Genomic DNA, 15,034 nt, shown 5'->3' with positions numbered 1-15,034 from the left:
ACAACCATTACGACAGTATTGCCTATGAATAATGAACGCCGCCGGGAAAGTCGTGAGCCGACTCAAGTCCAAAGGTTGTTCCGGCAACTGGTTCGCGAATGGCTGTGGATAAGCTTGCTTTTGCTACCCCTGACGGGCCTTCTTTCATTTAATACCGAGACCAGTCACCGAAATGGATCAGGCGCGTGGGGTGCGTTGTTGTCCATTTGTCTGGTGGCCTGTGTCTTGGGTTTGTTATTGCTCCGTCCGAGGCTGGCGCTCTGGTTGACCTTGGCGGGCATGAGTTGTGCGCTGCTGATGAGCATAGGACTGGCAAAACTGGACTGGTGGTGGTCTCCTGCAGCGAGTCTGGCGGGCATGTTGTTCGGTTACCTGATCTGGAACTGGCGGCGGTTGAGTGTGGTGCTGACCTATTTTGGCTGGGAACTGGAGCGGCTGGACAGCGAGCCAAAGGTCTTTCCGGAGCGCCGTCGTGCCCAATTTCCGACGGACGATCCTCTGCAAGGACAGATCATGGCGCTGGAACAAGCGATGGGGCGAACCCGTGATACCCGCCGCTTTATCGCCGATGGCCTCGAGTATTTGCCTGTCGCCACCTTGATCAGTGATCCTCATGGCCGAATTTTGCTGGGGAACCGTAAAGCCAGGGATCTGTTCGGCGCCGACCTGGTGGGCGACGACGTTCTGGAACAATTGGCCAAGCTTGGCTATCCGGAACTGGTCGACGGCCCTCGGCCGCTCTTGTCGACTTTGCCGCTGGTGGAGTTCAGGGACGTGAAAGAACGCAGCCTTCGTCTGGAGCGCGCTGCGTTGCTGCCGGTTGACGGAGAAACGCCTATCGGTTGGTTGTTGAGCCTGACCGACCTCAGCGTTGAGCGTGATGCCGAGGAACAACGCGGTGTGCTGTTGCGCTTTTTGTCCCACGATCTGCGGGCGCCTCATTCGGCAATTCTCGCCCTGCTGGACGTACACCGACATCAATCCGTCGGGGACAGCCAGTTGTTCGAACAGATCGAGTGCCAGGTGCGTCGAGCCCTGGATTTGACTGACGGTTTCGTACAACTGGCCAAGGCCGAGTCAGAGGCGTATCAGTTTCAGCCGAGCCTGTTTGCGATGATGGTGCTGGATGTCTTCGACCAGACATTGACCATTGCGCAGTTGAAGCAGATCGAAATGGTCCATCACCTGGATGATGTAGCGCAGGAAAGCTTGATCATGGCCGATCAGGCGTTGCTGACCCGAGCCTTGTTCAATCTGCTGGAGAACGCCATCAAGTACAGCGGTCCCGGCACCCGAATCGTTTTGCAGGTCAACTGCGCTGATGGCTGGCTGACATGCGAAATCATTGATCAAGGTAAAGGCATCGCGGCAGAGGAATTGCCCGAACTGTTCAGCCAGTATCGGCGACTGTCTTCAGCCCACGGCATCGATGGCGTGGGGTTGGGGCTGTCGATGGTCAAGGCAGTGATGGATCGACATGGCGCAAGGATTGAATGTCAAAGTGTGGTGGGTCAAGGCACACGGTTCAGGCTGCATTTTCCGTTGTTAAAGGAGTGATAAAAAATAGGGTGGAACGCGCAGGGAGTGTGACGGGAAACGGGCATCGGAAGACTCCTCATCCAGGTCTGATTGAACCGCCGACTTGAAGCGGGAATCTTTGTTCAGCACCCTAACAAATGCCCCAAAAAACCAACACTAGCAGTTCTGATAGGGTTTCCTCCGGTACGGCCGTACACTGCCATTTCTCCATAAAAAAACCGGCTATATCAGCCGGTTTTTTTACGCCCCGAAAAAACTTATGCACCTTTTCCGACGTTTTATGTGTTTAGGAAATATGTATATAAATCAAAAAGATACTGGCCAAATTTGGCATTTGTAAGCAAAACGATACACAGGTTATCCACAGAATCTCAAACTGCCATTTGATCACTGGCCGCCGGGGCTTGCGGAGCAGGCGGAAGCGAGCCCATTTCCCGTTGCATCTGCTCGTTCCACGCCTGGACCCGATCGTTCAGTTCGGCAATGGCGCGCGGTCCGGTGCCGTCGGCGTACATGGGCGCACCGATGATCACGGTGATAACGCCCTGCTTTTTCGCCCAACCGGTTTTCGGCCAGAATTTGCCCGCATTGTGCGCAATCGGCAGCACCGGAAGCGCAGCATTGACTGCCAAAGCGGTGCCACCGCGGGAGAATTTTCCGATGGTGCCATAAGGCACCCGCGTTCCTTCCGGGAAGATCAGCACCCACACGCCATCTTTGAGCAATTCATCGCCCTTCTTCGCCACGTGTTTGAGCGCAGCTTTAGGATTGTCGCGGTCGATGGCAATCGGTCGCAGCATGGCCATCGCCCAACCGAAGAACGGAACGTAGAGCAGTTCACGCTTAAGCACTTGGCTCAGCGGTTCGAAATAGGCCGAGAGAAAGAAAGTCTCCCAGGTGCTCTGGTGATTGGATTGAATCACGCAGGGCTGGTCGGGCACATTCTCCGCACCTTTTATTTCATAACTGATGCCCAGGAATACTTTGCTCAGCCATAAGGCGCAGCGGCACCAATACACATTGATAAAGCGATATCGCGCCTTGAAAGGCAAAAAAGGTGCGATCAAAAAGCTCAGGCTGCACCAGAGCAACGAGCTGGTGCCCAGCAGCAGGTAAAAGAGGAAGGTTCTGATGGCCTGCAGTATCGACATGGCGACGTTTACCGTGCGGGCATTGCCCGTCTATATAAGCGCACTCCCGATCAATCCTTGGCCAGGAATATCAGAAGCGCTCAATTGTGGATAAGTTCTGCGGCAATCGCCGCCAGATCGTCAAAAATCAAGGTGCCCGCTGGCAGGGTCTTGCCTAAAGTCTTTTCGCCTTTGCCGGTCTTCACCAAAACTGGCTGAGAATCGACGGCTCTGGCGGCTTCCAGGTCACCAAGGGAATCGCCAACGAACCAAAGATCAGTCAGCGCTACGTTGTAATGCGCGGCGATGGTTTTCAACATTCCGGGTCTTGGCTTGCGGCAATCGCAGCCGTCGTCCGGCCCGTGCGGGCAGTAGACGATCAGACCGACCTCACCACCCTGCTCTGCCACCAGCGAGCGCAAGCGCTCGTGCATGGCCTCCAGGGTGGCGATGTCGTAATAGCCGCGAGCGATGCCCGACTGGTTGGTGGCCACGGCCACCGTCCAGCCGGCTTTGCTCAACTGCGCGATGGCTTCGATTGAACCGGGGAGTGGAATCCACTCCTCCACCGACTTGATGTAAGCGTCGGAGTCATAATTGATCACCCCGTCCCGATCGAGAATCAGCAGTTTCAACAGCTATCCCTCAGCCCAGCAGCGAAATGTCGGCGACACCGAGGAACAGTCCGCGCAGACGCGCCAGCAACGCATAACGGTTGGCGCGCACCCTGGCATCGTCGGCATTGACCATCACGGCTTCGAAGAACGCGTCCACCGGCTCGCGCAAGGCGGCCAGGCGGGCCAGGGATTCGCTGTACTGACGCGCCGCGGCCATCGGCTGCACAGCCTGGTCCGCCTGCTGGATCGCCGAATACAGGGAGAACTCGTTGGCATTGTCGAAGTACTTGGCTTCCACGACCGCAGGAACCGAGCCCTCCACCTTGCTCAGCAGGTTCGAAACGCGCTTGTTCACCGCCGCGAGGGCAGCAGCTTCCGGCAGTTTGCGGAAGGCCTCTACCGCCTGGACGCGCTGATCGAAGTCCAGCGCCGAACCCGGCTTGAGGGCACGTACCGACAGGTAAGTCCCGACATCGACACCCTCGTCTTCGTAACGGGCACGCAGACGGTCGAAGATGAATTCCAGAACCGAGTCATTGAGGCCGGCCACCTTGACCTTGGTACCGAATGCATTCACTGCGAAGGCCACGGCGTCGTTCAGGTCGAGCTCGAGCTTCTTGTCGATCAGGATCCGCAACACACCCAGCGCGGCACGGCGCAAGGCGTATGGGTCTTTGCTACCGGTCGGCAGCATGCCGATGCCGAAAATGCCCACCAGGGTGTCGAGCTTGTCAGCGATAGCCACGGCCGCACCGGTCAGGGTCGTCGGCAATTCAGCACCGGCACCGCGGGGCATGTATTGCTCGTTCAGCGCCAGGGCGACTTCTTCCGGCTCGCCGTCGTTCAGGGCGTAGTAGTAACCGGCGACACCTTGCATCTCCGGGAACTCACCGACCATCTCGGTCGCCAGGTCGCACTTGGACAGCAGGCCGGCACGGGAGGCCCAGGCTGCGTTGCCGCCGATGCGCTGCGCGATGAACGCGGCCAGTCTGGAAACGCGCTCGGCCTTGTCGTAGACGCTGCCGAGTTTTTCCTGGAACACCACGTTTTGCAGGCGCAGGTTGAAGTCTTCGAGTTTCTGCTTCTTGTCTTGCTTGAAGAAGAACTCGGCGTCGGTCAGGCGTGGGCGCACCACTTTCTCGTTACCGGCGATGATCTGCTGCGGGTCTTTGCTTTCGATGTTGGCCACGGTAATGAAGCGTGGCAGCAACTTGCCGTCGGCATCCAGCAGGCAGAAGTATTTCTGGTTGTCCTGCATGGTGGTGATCAGCGCTTCTTGCGGCACGTCGAGGAAACGTTCCTCGAACGAGCACACCAGCGGTACCGGCCATTCAACCAGCGCGGTCACTTCGTCGAGCAAGGCGGGCGGAACGATAGCAGTACCTTCCTGCCTGGTCGCCAGTTCTTCTGTGCGCTTGCTGATCAGCTCGCGACGCTCGTTGGCATCGGCCAGCACGTAAGCGGCTCGCAGGTCGCTCAAATAGTTGGCTGGCGAGGTGATGCGCACGCTTTGCGGATGATGGAAGCGGTGACCACGGGAATCACGGCCGGCCGTCTGGGCGAGAATGGTGCAGTCGATGACCTGGTCACCGAGCAACATCACCAGCCACTGGGTCGGACGCACGAACTCTTCCTTGCGGGCGCCCCAGCGCATGCGCTTTGGAATCGGCAGGTCGTTCAGGGAATCTTCGACGATGGTCGGCAGCAGGCTCGCGGTCGGCTTGCCGGCGATGCTTTGGCTGTAGCGCAGTTTAGGGCCGCTCTGATCGATTTCGCTCAGGTCGACGCCGCACTTCTTGGCGAAACCCAATGCCGCTTGAGTCGGATTGCCTTCGGCATCGAACGCGGCCTGGCGTGGCGGGCCGTCGAGGTTGATGCTGCGATCTGGCTGATGGGTCGCCAGCGAGGTGATCAGCACAGCCAGACGACGCGGTGCGGCGTAGACGGTTTTGGTCTCGTAGTTCAGGCCGGCGGCTTGCAGGCCCTTGTCGATACCGGCCAGGAACGCATCGGCCAGGGTGTTCAGGGCTTTGGGTGGCAGTTCTTCGGTGCCCAGTTCAACCAGAAAATCTTGAGCACTCATTGTGCAGCCTCCAGCTTGGCCAATACTTCATCACGCAGGTCCGGGGTCGCCATCGGGAAGCCCAGTTTGGCGCGAGCCAGCAGGTAGGCTTGCGCAACGGAACGCGCCAGGGTGCGTACACGCAGAATGTATTGCTGACGCGCAGTCACGGAAATCGCCCGGCGCGCATCCAGCAGGTTGAACGTGTGGGATGCCTTGAGCACCATCTCGTAGCTCGGCAACGGCAGCGGCTGCTCGAGTTCGATCAGGCGCTTGGCTTCGCTTTCGTAGAAATCGAACAGTTCGAACAGCTTCTCGACGTTGGCGTGTTCGAAGTTGTAGGTCGACTGCTCCACTTCGTTCTGGTGGAACACGTCGCCGTAGGTCACTTTGCCAAACGGACCGTCAGTCCAGACCAGGTCGTAGACCGAGTCGACACCTTGCAGGTACATGGCCAGGCGCTCAAGACCATAGGTGATCTCGCCGGTCACCGGGTAGCACTCGATGCCGCCCGCCTGCTGGAAGTAGGTGAACTGAGTCACTTCCATGCCATTGAGCCAGACTTCCCAGCCCAGACCCCAGGCGCCCAGGGTCGGCGATTCCCAGTTGTCTTCGACGAAGCGGATGTCGTGGACCAACGGGTCCAGGCCGACGTGCTTGAGGGAGCCCAGGTACAGTTCCTGGAAGTTGTCCGGATTGGGCTTCAACACCACCTGGAACTGGTAGTAGTGCTGCAGACGGTTGGGGTTTTCGCCGTAGCGGCCGTCAGTCGGGCGACGACTGGGCTGCACATAAGCGGCGTTCCAGGTTTCCGGGCCGATGGCGCGCAGGAACGTGGCAGTGTGGAAAGTGCCGGCGCCTACTTCCATATCGTAGGGCTGAAGTACCACACAACCTTGCTCGGCCCAGTATTGCTGGAGGGCGAGGATCAAGTCTTGGAAGGTACGCACGGCTGGCGTAGGCTGGCTCACGAAATTCACCTGTTTCTTGGGCTGCGATTTAAAGAGCGGGAGTATACCCGATTCGGTCCTGCGCACGCCCCCTGGAGCCTTATGCCACGCTGCTTTTGGTGTTCCGAAGATCCGCTGTACATGGCTTATCACGATCAGGAGTGGGGTACGCCGCTACGCGATGCGCAGGGATTATTCGAGTTGCTTTTGCTCGAAGGGTTCCAGGCCGGCCTGTCCTGGATCACGGTGTTGCGTAAACGCGAGCGTTATCGCGAGGTATTGTTCGGCTTCGATGTCCAGCGCGTAGCGCAGATGAGCGACGCGGAAATCGATCAATTGATGCTCGATCCGGGGATTATCCGCAATCGCCTCAAACTCAACGCGGCCCGACGCAATGCCCAGGCCTGGCTGGCGCTGGAGGACCCGGTGGCGTTTCTCTGGTCGTTCGTCGGTGGCACGCCGGTGATCAATCATTTCAAGGATCGAACCGAAGTGCCGGCCGTGACGCCGACCGCCGTTGAGATGAGCAAAGGCCTGAAAAAGGCTGGTTTCACGTTCGTCGGCCCGACCATTTGCTACGCGCTGATGCAAGCTTCGGGCATGGTCATGGACCACACCCGGGATTGCGATCGCTACGTGAGTTTGGTGAACGGCGGTTAGAATGGCCGCCTCGCGCACAGCACAAGATCAGGAGTGACCTGTGGAAAAGTTTAAAGGCGCCATGCTGGTTGGCGCTCTGCGGCTGTTTGCCCTGCTCCCGTGGCGGGCCGTGCAGGCCGTCGGCTCGGCCATTGGCTGGGTCATGTGGAAAACCCCCAACCGTTCCCGCGACGTGGTGCGGATCAATCTTGCCAAGTGCTTTCCCGACATGGATCCGGCTGAACGGGAGCGGCTGGTCGGCCAGAGTCTGAGAGATATCGGCAAGTCCCTGACCGAAAGCGCCTGCGCCTGGATCTGGCCGGCTCAGCGCTCGATCGATCTGGTACGTGAAGTCGAGGGTCTCGACGTATTGAAGGACGCCCTCGCCTCCGGCAAAGGTGTCGTCGGTATCACCAGCCATCTGGGCAACTGGGAGGTGTTGAACCACTTCTATTGCAATCAGTGCAAACCGATCATTTTCTATCGTCCGCCCAAGCTGAAGGCGGTGGATGATTTGCTGCGCAAGCAGCGGGTGCAGTTGGGTAATCGTGTTGCCGCGTCCACCAAGGAAGGCATCCTCAGCGTGATCAAGGAAGTGCGCAAAGGCGGGGCGGTAGGGATTCCCGCCGATCCGGAACCCGCCGAATCGGCCGGGATCTTCGTGCCGTTTTTCGCTACTCAGGCACTGACCAGCAAATTCGTCCCGAACATGCTCGCCGGTGGCAAAGCGGTCGGCGTGTTCCTGCATGCCCTGCGGCTGCCGGACGGTTCGGGTTACAAGGTGATTCTCGAAGCCGCGCCGGAAGCCATGTACAGCACCGACACCGAGACCTCCTGTGCGGCCATGAGTCAGGTGGTCGAGCGCTATGTCCGGGCTTATCCAAGCCAGTACATGTGGAGCATGAAGCGCTTCAAGAAGCGTCCGCCGGGTGAAGAGCGTTGGTATTGACCTCTGATCAGTGCGCCTGACGCTCGAGCTTCTTCAGGAACACCGTCATTTCCTTTTCCGCCTGCTTGTCGCCATGGACGCGGGCGGCTGCCAGGCCTTGTTCCCAGGCCTGGCGCGCGGCCGGATAATCCGCCAGCGCCAGATGGGCCTTGCCCAATAATTTCCACGCTGCCGAATACTTCGGATCGAATTCGACACAACGCTGGAAATGTTCGGCGGCCTTGGCGTTCTCCCCGAGATCCAGGTAACCCTTGCCCAGGCCGAAGCGCAGCAAGGCGTTATCCACACCCTTGGCGAGCATTTTTTCCAGGGATTCGAGCATGGTGGATTCCTTGTTGAGGAGAATCAGGAAGGGACGTTTCGCTGAAAGATAGCTTTCGCGAGCAGGCTCGCTCCCACAGTAGATCCTTAGTGAACGCATATGTACGGCAAAAACTCATTGTGGGAGCGAGACCGGCTTGCCGGCGAAGAGGCCCGCCCGGCCACCGCAAATCCCTGATCAGAAGAAGCTGAGTCCCACATGAAACAGCTTCTCCACATCCCGGATATGCTTCTTATCCACAAGGAACAGAATCACATGATCGCCCGCCGCGATCACGGTGTCGTCGTGGGCGATGATCACTTCTTCGTCACGGATGATTGCGCCGATGGTGGTGCCTGGCGGCAGGCCGATGTTCTCGATGGATTTACCTATGACCTTGCTCGACTTCGCATCGCCGTGGGCAATGGCCTCGATGGCCTCCGCCGCCCCGCGACGCAATGAGTGCACGCTGACGATATCGCCGCGCCGCACGTGGGCCAGCAACGTGCCGATGGTCGCCAGTTGCGGGCTGATCGCGATGTCGATGTCCCCGCCCTGGATCAGGTCGACATACGCCGGGTTGTTGATGATCGTCATCACCTTCTTCGCGCCCAGGCGCTTGGCCAGCAATGACGACATGATGTTGGCCTCGTCGTCGTTGGTCAGGGCGAGGAACAGATCGGCGTCGGCAATGTTCTCTTCCATCAGCAGATCCCGATCCGAAGCGCTGCCCTGCAGCACCACGGTACTGTCGAGGGTGTCCGACAGATGGCGGCAGCGCGTCGGGCTCATCTCGATGATCTTCACCTGGTAGCGGCTTTCGATGGCCTCCGCCAGGCGCTCACCGATCTGCCCGCCGCCAGCGATGACAATGCGCTTGTAACTCTCATCGAGACGGCGCATTTCACTCATCACCGCGCGAATGTTCGCCTTGGCCGCGATGAAAAAGACTTCGTCGTCCGCCTCGATCACCGTATCGCCCTGGGGCAGGATGGGTCGGTCACGGCGGAAAATTGCCGCGACCCGGGTTTCGACATTCGGCATGTGCTCGCGCAATTGCCGCAGTTGCTGGCCCACCAGCGGACCACCGTAGTAAGCCTTGACGGCCACTAGCTGGGCTTTGCCCTCGGCAAAATCGATCACCTGCAATGCGCCTGGATGCTGGATCAGGCGCTTGATGTAGTTGGTGACCACTTGCTCCGGACTGATCAGCACGTCCACCGGAATCGCTTCGTTGTCGAACAGATCATTGCGCGTCAGGTAGGCCGCTTCGCGGACCCGGGCGATTTTGGTCGGCGTGTGGAACAGGGTGTGAGCGACCTGACAAGCCACCATGTTGGTTTCATCGCTGCTGGTCACGGCCACCAACATGTCGGCGTCATCCGCGCCAGCCTGGCGCAGCACGGTCGGGAGCGAGCCGCGGCCCTGCACCGTGCGGATGTCCAATCGGTCGCCGAGGTCGCGCAGGCGATCGCCGTCGGTGTCGACTACGGTGATGTCATTGGCTTCGCTGGCCAAGTGTTCCGCCAGCGAACCGCCGACCTGCCCTGCGCCGAGGATGATGATTTTCATCCAGTCACTCCCTTAAACCCGGTTAACCGCGTGCGGCGGCGATCTTGATCAGCTTGGCGTAATAGAACCCGTCATGGCCGCCTTCCTGGGCCAGCAACTGGCGACCATGGGGCTGCTTGATGCCGGCCTGACTGGCGATATCCAGTTCACGAGCGCCCGGCGTGCGAGCGAGGAAGGCCTCGATGACTTCGGTGTTCTCGGTCGGTAACGTGGAACAGGTGGCGTAAAGCAGGATGCCGCCCACTTCCAGGGTTATCCACATGGCGTCCAGCAACTCACCCTGAAGCACCGCCAATGCGGCGATATCATCGGGCTGGCGGGTCAACTTGATGTCCGGGTGACGACGGATCACACCAGTGGCCGAGCATGGCGCGTCCAGCAGAATGCGCTGAAAGGGTTTGCCATCCCACCAAGTTGTAGTGTCGCGGCCGTCGGCAGCGATCAGTTCCGCGCTCAGGCCCAGGCGTGCGAGGTTCTCGCGTACCCGCACCAGGCGCTTGGCTTCCAGATCAACGCCCACTACGCCAGCCAGTTCGGGCTCGACTTCAAGGATGTGGCAGGTCTTGCCGCCCGGGGCGCAGCAGGCATCCAGCACCCGTTGGCCCGGCGCCAGGTCGAGCAGATCGGCGGCCAGTTGCGCCGCCTCGTCCTGCACGCTGATCCAGCCTTCGGCAAAACCTGGCAGGCTGCGCACGTCGGCTGCGGCGTCGAGGATGATGCCATCCTGACTATAGACGCACGGCGTGGCAGCGATGCCGTCTTCGCTCAGCAGCCCAAGGTAGGCGTCGCGCGCGTGATGGCGACGGTTGACCCGCAGAATCATTGGTGGATGCGCATTGTTTGCCGCACAAATGGCTTCCCACTGATCAGGCCAAAAGGCCTTGAGGGATTTTTGCAGCCAGCGCGGGTGAGCGGTGCGCACCACTGGATCGTGTTCCAGTTCAGCAAGCAACGCTTCGCTTTCCCGCTGGGCGCGGCGTAAAACAGCATTCAGCAGCGCCTTGGCCCAGGGTTTTTTCAACTTGTCGGCGCACCCGACGGTTTCGCCAATGGCCGCGTGAGCCGGAACCCGGGTATAGAGCAACTGATAGAGACCGACCAGCAGCAACGCCTCGACATCGGCGTCGGCTGCCTTGAACGGTTTCTGTAACAACTTTGCCGCCAGCGCCGACAAACGCGGCTGCCAGCGGGCGGTGCCGAACGCCAGGTCCTGGGTGAAGCCGCGATCACGGTCTTCGACCTTGTCCATTTGTGTCGGCAGAGAACTGTTGAGTGAGGCTTTTCCGTTAAGAACTGCAGCCAGTGCCTTGGCGGCGGCAAGACGCGGGTTCATTGAGCGTCCGCCGCTTGACCCAAGACGGTGCCGACGGCGAACTTCTCACGACGGCTGTTGAACAAGTCGCTGAAGTTCAGCGCTTTGCCGCCGGGCAATTGCAGACGGGACAGACACAGCGCCTGATCGCCGCAGGCGACGATCAAGCCATCCTTGCTGGCGCCGAGGATTTCACCCGGGGCGCCCTGCCCTTCAGCCAGGCTTGCAGCCAGGACTTTCAGGGCCTCACCATTGAGCGTGCTGTGGCAGATCGGCCACGGATTGAAGGCGCGAACCAGGCGTTCCAGCTCAACCGCCGGACGACTCCAGTCGATGCGCGCTTCGTCCTTGTTCAATTTGTGCGCGTAAGTGGCGAGGCTGTCGTCCTGCACTTCACCTTCCTGCGTACCAGCGGCGAGGCCGGCAATCGCCTGGACCACGGCGGATGGGCCCATTTTCGCCAGCCGGTCGTGCAAGCTGCCGCCGGTGTCTTCACCGGTGATCGGGGTAGTGACTTTGAGCAGCATCGGCCCAGTATCGAGTCCGGCTTCCATGCGCATCACGGTCACGCCGCTTTCACTGTCGCCGGCTTCGACGGCGCGCTGGATCGGTGCCGCACCTCGCCAGCGTGGCAGCAGGGAAGCGTGGCTATTGATACAACCCAGGCGCGGAATATCCAGCACTGTTTGCGGCAGGATCAGGCCGTAGGCGACCACCACCAGCAAATCCGGTTTCAGCGCGGCCAGTTCGGCCTGGGCGTCTTCATTGCGCAGGGTCGGCGGCTGTAGCACCGGGAGGTTGTGTTCCAGAGCCAGCTGTTTGACCGGGCTTGGCATCAGCTTTTGACCACGGCCCGCCGGACGGTCCGGCTGGGTGTAGACCGCGACGATCTCGTAAGGGCTGTCGAGCAGGGCCCTGAGGTGTTCGGCGGCGAATTCCGGGGTGCCGGCAAAGACAATGCGCAGTGGCTCAGTCATGGGAGCGATCTCTGAAAAGAAAAAGGCTTGCCGCAGCAAGCCTTTGAAAGAAGGGCATCAAGCGTTCTGGCGATGAAGCTTTTCCAGTTTTTTCTTGATTCGGTCGCGTTTGAGCGTGGACAGGTAATCGACGAACAATTTGCCGTTGAGGTGGTCGCATTCATGCTGGATGCACACGGCGAGCAGGCCTTCGGCAATCAGTTCGTAAGGCTGGCCGTCGCGGTCCAGGGCCTTGACCTTGACCTTCTGCGGACGATCGACATTTTCGTAGAAGCCCGGCACCGACAGGCACCCTTCCTGATACTGTTCCATCTCGTCGGTCAGGGTTTCGAACTCGGGGTTGATGAACACCCGCGGTTCGCTGCGGTCTTCGGAGAGGTCCATGACGACGATACGTTTATGCACGTTGACCTGGGTCGCGGCGAGGCCGATGCCTGGCGCTTCATACATTGTTTCAAACATATCGTCGACCAATTGACGCACTTCGTCGTCCACTACGGCCACTGGTTTGGCGATAGTGCGCAGGCGCGAATCGGGGAATTCGAGGATGTCTAAAATGGCCATAAGCTCAATTGCTGCACGTGTGAGGTAAAGTCGGGTCGATGGCCTGGCGGGTCCGAAGATGCCGGCTACCGTTGTAAAACGTAGCTCCCTTGCATAAGCAAGCCGGAAGCGAGCCACGAGGGCTCTGGCGTTTCACGCGAACGCACATAATAAAGGGATTCACCGCATGAGGAAATCACTACTCGCCTTGCTCCTTCTGGCCTCGGCCGGTTTTGCGCACGGGCAAGTGCAACTCAGGGAAGGTTTTCCACAGCAATACACGGTTGTCACGGGGGACACACTCTGGGACATATCGGGAAAATACCTGCGTGAACCGTGGAAATGGCCCGAGCTCTGGCAGGCCAATCCGCAGATCGAAAACCCCAATCTGATCTATCCCGGCGATACGTTGTCGCTGGTCTATATCAACGGCCAGCCGCGGCTGACCCTCAATCGCGGTGCTTCCCGGGGCACCATCAAGCTCTCGCCACGTATCCGCAGCAGCCCGGTGGCCGACGCCATCCCGAGCATTCCACTGCAAGCGATCAACAGCTTTCTGCTGAGCAACCGCATCGTCGACAAGGTCGAGGACTTCGACAAGGCGCCGTATATCGTCGCAGGCGATGCCGAGCGGGTGCTCAGTGGCACAGGTGATCGCATTTTCGCTCGCGGCAACTTCGATCCGGATCAGCCGGTCTATGGGATCTTCCGTCAGGGCAAGGTCTATACCGACCCCGAGAGCAAGGAGTTCCTGGGGATCAATGCCGACGATATCGGCGGTGGCGAAATTGTGGCCACCGAAGGCGACGTCGCCACCCTGGCGCTGCAACGCACTACGCAGGAAGTTCGGCTCGGCGATCGCTTGTTCAGCAGCGAGGAGCGATCCATCAACTCGACCTTCATGCCCGGTTCGCCAAAAACCGAAATCAATGGCTTGATCATCGACGTGCCACGCGGGGTTACCCAGATCGGCGCACTGGATGTGGTCACGCTCAACAAGGGCCAGCGTGATGGTCTCGCCGAGGGTAACGTGCTGGTCGTGATGAAAACCGGCGAAACGGTACGGGACCGGATCACCGGTCAACCGGTGAAGATTCCTGATGAACGTGCAGGTCTGCTGATGGTGTTCCGCACTTACGACAAGCTCAGTTACGGGCTGGTGCTCAACGCTTCCCGCTCGCTGGCGGTGATGGATAAAGTGCGAAATCCGTAAGCAGGCTTCACAAGTTACCAACAGAGTTATCCACAGCTTGTTCCCCTTTGAAAGGGGCCTATAACGATCAAGGATGATCCATGTCGCTACCTGGTGTTTCACCGGTTTCCCCCGCGGAACTGGAAGCTCGATTACGTCTGCATCGTTTGCCGGAACTGGGCCCTGCGCGTTTCAAGAAATTGCTCGAGGCTTTCGGTTCGGCGTCTAAAGCCATCAGCGCGCCAGCCAGTGCCTGGCGTGCGCTGGGCCTGCCTCTTGCCTGCTCGGAGGCCAGGCGCGCCAGTGAAATTCGCGACGGCGCCAGTCATGCATTGGCCTGGCTAGAGCGTTCGGGCCAGCATTTACTGATGTGGGACCAGCCCGACTACCCGGCGTTGCTCGCTGAAATCAGCGATGCGCCGCCGCTGTTATTCGTCGCAGGCGATCCGGGAATTCTGGAAAAACCGCAACTGGCGATGGTCGGCAGTCGTCGCGCTTCCCGGCCGGGCATGGACACTGCCGCCGCATTTTCCCGCAGCTTGGCGAGCGCCGGGTTTGTTATCACCAGCGGTCTGGCGCTGGGCATCGATGCCGCTGCGCATCAGGCGGCAATGGATGTGGGCGGGCGAACGGTCGGGGTACTTGGCACGGGACTTGAAAAGTTTTATCCACAGCGCAATCGACGGTTGGCTGAAGCGATGATTGCATCGGGCAGCGCGGTGCTTTCGGAGTTCCCGCTGGACGCCGGTCCCAGCGCCAGCAACTTCCCGCGGCGCAATCGGATCATAAGCGGTTTGTCCCTCGGGGTACTGGTGGTGGAGGCAAGTGTCGCCAGCGGTTCGTTGATCACCGCGAGGCTGGCGGCAGAGCAAGGTCGAGAGGTCTATGCGATTCCCGGGTCGATTCATCATCCCGGCGCCCGCGGTTGTCATCAATTGATCCGCGACGGCGCGGTGCTGGTGGAAACCATCGAGCATATACTCGAAGCCTTGCGCGGCTGGCAACGGTTGCCCTTATCCACCGAGACGCCCTCGCCTGCTGCAGTACATCCACTGCTTATGCTGCTCCACGCAGCGCCCCACACCAGCGAGGCGCTGGCAGACGCCAGCGGCTGGGCTTTGCCGACAGTGCTGGTGGCGCTGACGGAACTGGAAATGGAGGGCCGTGCGGTTTGCGAAAACGGGCGCTGGTTTGCGCGGGTGAGCTAGGTTTTATAATGAAGAAAGGTAAACTGCGCAGAGCCTTATTCCG

The 15,034-nt window shown here is 59.7% G+C and carries 14 protein-coding genes; 5 read left to right on the top strand and 9 right to left on the bottom strand.

What is annotated here, in order from left to right:
* Positions 1-24: 24 nt before the first annotated feature.
* Positions 25-1,557: a PAS domain-containing sensor histidine kinase gene (locus J2W17_RS13145; RefSeq protein WP_307334436.1), complete on the top strand. Its 1,533-nt coding sequence runs from the start codon at positions 25-27 to the stop codon at positions 1,555-1,557.
* Between the two features lie 353 nt (positions 1,558-1,910).
* Here J2W17_RS13145 and J2W17_RS13140 read toward each other — a convergent pair whose 3' ends face one another.
* The 4 genes from J2W17_RS13140 to glyQ all read right to left on the bottom strand — a co-directional run bounded on the left by J2W17_RS13140 (position 1,911) and on the right by glyQ (position 6,319).
* Positions 1,911-2,690, bottom strand: coding sequence for a lysophospholipid acyltransferase family protein (locus tag J2W17_RS13140; RefSeq protein ID WP_307334433.1), 780 nt, complete (start codon positions 2,688-2,690; stop codon positions 1,911-1,913).
* An 80-nt stretch (positions 2,691-2,770) separates the two neighbouring features.
* On the bottom strand, positions 2,771-3,304 hold the full coding sequence (gene gmhB / locus J2W17_RS13135) for a D-glycero-beta-D-manno-heptose 1,7-bisphosphate 7-phosphatase (protein WP_307334429.1): 534 nt from the start codon (positions 3,302-3,304) through the stop codon (positions 2,771-2,773).
* Positions 3,305-3,314: 10 nt separating this feature from the next.
* Positions 3,315-5,369 carry a glycine--tRNA ligase subunit beta gene (glyS, locus tag J2W17_RS13130; RefSeq protein ID WP_307334426.1) on the bottom strand — a complete coding sequence of 685 codons (2,055 nt, stop codon included), beginning with the start codon at positions 5,367-5,369 and terminating at the stop codon, positions 3,315-3,317.
* Complete coding sequence (gene glyQ / locus J2W17_RS13125; protein WP_307334423.1) at positions 5,366-6,319, bottom strand: glycine--tRNA ligase subunit alpha; 954 nt, start codon at positions 6,317-6,319, stop codon at positions 5,366-5,368. The genes glyS and glyQ overlap by 4 nt, the downstream gene beginning before the upstream one ends.
* Before the next feature lie 81 nt (positions 6,320-6,400).
* On the opposite strand from glyQ, the gene tag reads away from it, so the two are divergent.
* Positions 6,401-6,958 carry a DNA-3-methyladenine glycosylase I gene (tag, locus tag J2W17_RS13120; protein ID WP_307334420.1) on the top strand — a complete coding sequence of 186 codons (558 nt, stop codon included), beginning with the start codon at positions 6,401-6,403 and terminating at the stop codon, positions 6,956-6,958.
* A 40-nt stretch (positions 6,959-6,998) separates the two neighbouring features.
* A complete protein-coding gene (locus tag J2W17_RS13115; protein ID WP_154849514.1) occupies positions 6,999-7,886 on the top strand; it encodes a lysophospholipid acyltransferase in 888 nt (295 codons plus the stop codon).
* Between the two features lie 7 nt (positions 7,887-7,893).
* On the opposite strand, the gene J2W17_RS13110 is transcribed toward J2W17_RS13115, so the two are convergent.
* The 5 genes from J2W17_RS13110 to def all read right to left on the bottom strand — a co-directional run bounded on the left by J2W17_RS13110 (position 7,894) and on the right by def (position 12,612).
* Entirely contained in the window at positions 7,894-8,208 is a 315-nt protein-coding gene (locus J2W17_RS13110) for a tetratricopeptide repeat protein (protein WP_307334416.1), read from the bottom strand.
* 177 nt (positions 8,209-8,385) lie between these two features.
* Positions 8,386-9,759: a Trk system potassium transporter TrkA gene (gene trkA / locus J2W17_RS13105; protein WP_307334413.1), complete on the bottom strand. Its 1,374-nt coding sequence runs from the start codon at positions 9,757-9,759 to the stop codon at positions 8,386-8,388.
* A gap of 22 nt (positions 9,760-9,781) precedes the next feature.
* Entirely contained in the window at positions 9,782-11,092 is a 1,311-nt protein-coding gene (gene rsmB / locus J2W17_RS13100; protein ID WP_307334410.1) for a 16S rRNA (cytosine(967)-C(5))-methyltransferase RsmB, read from the bottom strand.
* On the bottom strand, positions 11,089-12,048 hold the full coding sequence (fmt, locus tag J2W17_RS13095) for a methionyl-tRNA formyltransferase (protein ID WP_307334407.1): 960 nt from the start codon (positions 12,046-12,048) through the stop codon (positions 11,089-11,091). Before fmt ends, rsmB begins: the two co-directional genes overlap by 4 nt.
* Before the next feature lie 57 nt (positions 12,049-12,105).
* A complete protein-coding gene (gene def / locus J2W17_RS13090) occupies positions 12,106-12,612 on the bottom strand; it encodes a peptide deformylase (RefSeq protein ID WP_064680548.1) in 507 nt (168 codons plus the stop codon).
* A 166-nt stretch (positions 12,613-12,778) separates the two neighbouring features.
* Here def and J2W17_RS13085 point away from each other — a divergent pair, with 166 nt between their 5' ends.
* Entirely contained in the window at positions 12,779-13,804 is a 1,026-nt protein-coding gene (locus J2W17_RS13085) for a LysM peptidoglycan-binding domain-containing protein (RefSeq protein WP_307334400.1), read from the top strand.
* A gap of 80 nt (positions 13,805-13,884) precedes the next feature.
* Positions 13,885-14,991: a DNA-processing protein DprA gene (gene dprA / locus J2W17_RS13080; protein WP_307334397.1), complete on the top strand. Its 1,107-nt coding sequence runs from the start codon at positions 13,885-13,887 to the stop codon at positions 14,989-14,991.
* Positions 14,992-15,034 lie beyond the last annotated feature (43 nt).

This window comes from Pseudomonas lini, assembly GCF_030812475.1.
Classification (GTDB): domain Bacteria; phylum Pseudomonadota; class Gammaproteobacteria; order Pseudomonadales; family Pseudomonadaceae; genus Aquipseudomonas; species Aquipseudomonas lini_A.
Note: the sequence above shows the minus strand (reverse complement) of the source record. Positions and strands in the feature narration are given on the sequence as shown.

What these genes read in the sequence shown, in the direction of transcription:
- J2W17_RS13145 (WP_307334436.1), top strand. Translation starts at nt 25, where the DNA reads ATGAATAATGAACGCCGCCGGGAAAGTCGTGAGCCGACTCAAGTCCAA.
- J2W17_RS13140 (WP_307334433.1), bottom strand. Translation starts at nt 2,690, where the DNA reads ATGTCGATACTGCAGGCCATCAGAACCTTCCTCTTTTACCTGCTGCTG.
- glyS (WP_307334426.1), bottom strand. Translation starts at nt 5,369, where the DNA reads ATGAGTGCTCAAGATTTTCTGGTTGAACTGGGCACCGAAGAACTGCCA.
- tag (WP_307334420.1), top strand. Translation starts at nt 6,401, where the DNA reads ATGCCACGCTGCTTTTGGTGTTCCGAAGATCCGCTGTACATGGCTTAT.
- J2W17_RS13110 (WP_307334416.1), bottom strand. Translation starts at nt 8,208, where the DNA reads ATGCTCGAATCCCTGGAAAAAATGCTCGCCAAGGGTGTGGATAACGCC.
- trkA (WP_307334413.1), bottom strand. Translation starts at nt 9,759, where the DNA reads ATGAAAATCATCATCCTCGGCGCAGGGCAGGTCGGCGGTTCGCTGGCG.
- rsmB (WP_307334410.1), bottom strand. Translation starts at nt 11,092, where the DNA reads ATGAACCCGCGTCTTGCCGCCGCCAAGGCACTGGCTGCAGTTCTTAAC.
- fmt (WP_307334407.1), bottom strand. Translation starts at nt 12,048, where the DNA reads ATGACTGAGCCACTGCGCATTGTCTTTGCCGGCACCCCGGAATTCGCC.
- def (WP_064680548.1), bottom strand. Translation starts at nt 12,612, where the DNA reads ATGGCCATTTTAGACATCCTCGAATTCCCCGATTCGCGCCTGCGCACT.
- J2W17_RS13085 (WP_307334400.1), top strand. Translation starts at nt 12,779, where the DNA reads ATGAGGAAATCACTACTCGCCTTGCTCCTTCTGGCCTCGGCCGGTTTT.
- dprA (WP_307334397.1), top strand. Translation starts at nt 13,885, where the DNA reads ATGTCGCTACCTGGTGTTTCACCGGTTTCCCCCGCGGAACTGGAAGCT.